This window comes from Pantoea sp. NGS-ED-1003 (assembly GCF_000738765.1).
GTDB classification, from domain to species: Bacteria; Pseudomonadota; Gammaproteobacteria; order Enterobacterales; family Enterobacteriaceae; genus Pantoea; species Pantoea septica.
The window spans coordinates 1-1,629 of record NZ_JPQA01000040.1 but is presented as its reverse complement, the minus strand read 5'-3'; the positions used below and the strand labels follow the sequence as shown (position 1 = coordinate 1,629).

2 protein-coding genes are annotated in these 1,629 nt (G+C 56.4%); both read left to right on the top strand.

What is annotated here, in order from left to right:
• Positions 1-806, top strand: an 806-nt coding sequence (locus JS46_RS22685; RefSeq protein WP_033756078.1) for a head maturation protease, ClpP-related, incomplete at its 5' end; no start/stop codon positions are given.
• Positions 807-815: 9 nt separating this feature from the next.
• Positions 816-1,629 (top strand): phage major capsid protein (locus JS46_RS22680; RefSeq protein ID WP_033756076.1); only part of this gene is annotated, 814 nt, incomplete at its 3' end.

The following is a 1,629-nucleotide window of genomic DNA, read 5'->3' as shown; positions in this document are numbered from 1 at the left end:
TTGCGCGCGAAAATCGCGACCTGCCGTCCTCTGCAATGGAGCGCTGGAACGGCGGTATCAAAGCCGCAAAGAGTGATGAAAACAGCATTTCCGTGTTCGACGTAATTGGCGCTGACTGGTACGGCGACGGCGTGACCGCCAGCCGCATCGCGGCGGCGCTCCGCTCAATCGGCGGTGCTGACGTGACGGTGAATATCAATTCGCCCGGCGGCGACATGTTTGAAGGGCTGGCGATTTACAACCTGCTGCGTGAATACGAAGGGAAAGTCACCGTTAAAGTGCTGGGCCTCGCTGCTTCTGCTGCCTCGATTATCGCGATGGCCGGTGATGAGGTCCAGATTGGCCGTGGTGCTTTCCTGATGATCCATAACTGCTGGGTGTATGCGATGGGCAACCGTCACGACCTGCAACAGATTGCGGCCGACATGGTGCCTTTTGATAAGGCAATGAACGATATCTATGGCGCGCGTACTGGTCTGGATGCCGCCACCATCGACGCGATGATGAATGCTGAAACCTATATCGGTGGCAGCGATGCGGTTGAAAAAGGTTTTGCGGATCGCCTGCTGGCGGCAGATGAGATTTCTGATGGCGACGACAGTCCGGCGGCTGCGCTGCGCAAGCTGGACGCAATGCTGGCAAAAACCGATGCGCCGCGCTCTGAGCGTCGAAAACTTCTTAAAGCATTAACCGGCGGCAAGCCTGGCGCTGCTGCCACCCATGAAGGTATGCCGGGCGCTACCGACGAAATCAACCCCGAAAATATGGCACAACTTAAAAACGCGCTGGCCGCGTTCGGCAAGTGAGGATTACAAATGTCTGAAGTGAATGAAGTACTCAAGCAGGTTACTGCCAGCATCAACGAAGCCAGCGGCAAGTTTAACGCGAAGGCTGAAGAAGCACTGACTGAGGCCAGGAAATCTGGTTCGCTGTCAACTGAAACTAAAGCGGCGGTCGATAAAATGGCGAGCGAGCTTAACGCCATGCGTGAAGCAGAAAAAACGCTTAAGGCGGCGCTGGGTGATCTGGAGCAGCATGTTGCGCAGATGCCGCTGGCGAATGCAAAAAACGTTATCGAAACCGTGGGCGGTCAGGTAGTTTCATCCGAAGCGTTGAAGGCGTTCTCAGCCAGCATTGAAGGCAATAAGCGCCTGAGCATCCCCGTTAAGGCGGCTCTGCTGTCCGTCAACGTGCCGGGGCAGATTGTAGCGCCTGACCGCCTGCCGGGCATCGATCAGCAGCCTAAACAACGCCTGTTTATCCGCGATCTGATTGCGCCGGGCCGCACTGAATCCAACACGATCTACTGGGTGCAGCAGACCGGCTTTACCAATAATGCCGCGACCGTTGCTGAAAACACCACCAAGCCGTACAGCGGGATCACCTTTGCGGAAAAAATCACACCGGTCCGCACTATTGCTCACCTGTTCAAAGCCGCCAAGCAGATTCTGGACGACATGCCGCAGCTGCAGTCGACGATTGACGCTGAACTGCGCTACGGTCTGAAGTACGTTGAAGAGCAGGAAATTCTGTTCGGTGACGGCACCGGCACGCACCTGAACGGTATCGTACCGCAGGCATCTGCATACGCTGCCGCCTTCACCGTGGCGAATCAGAGCGGTATCGATG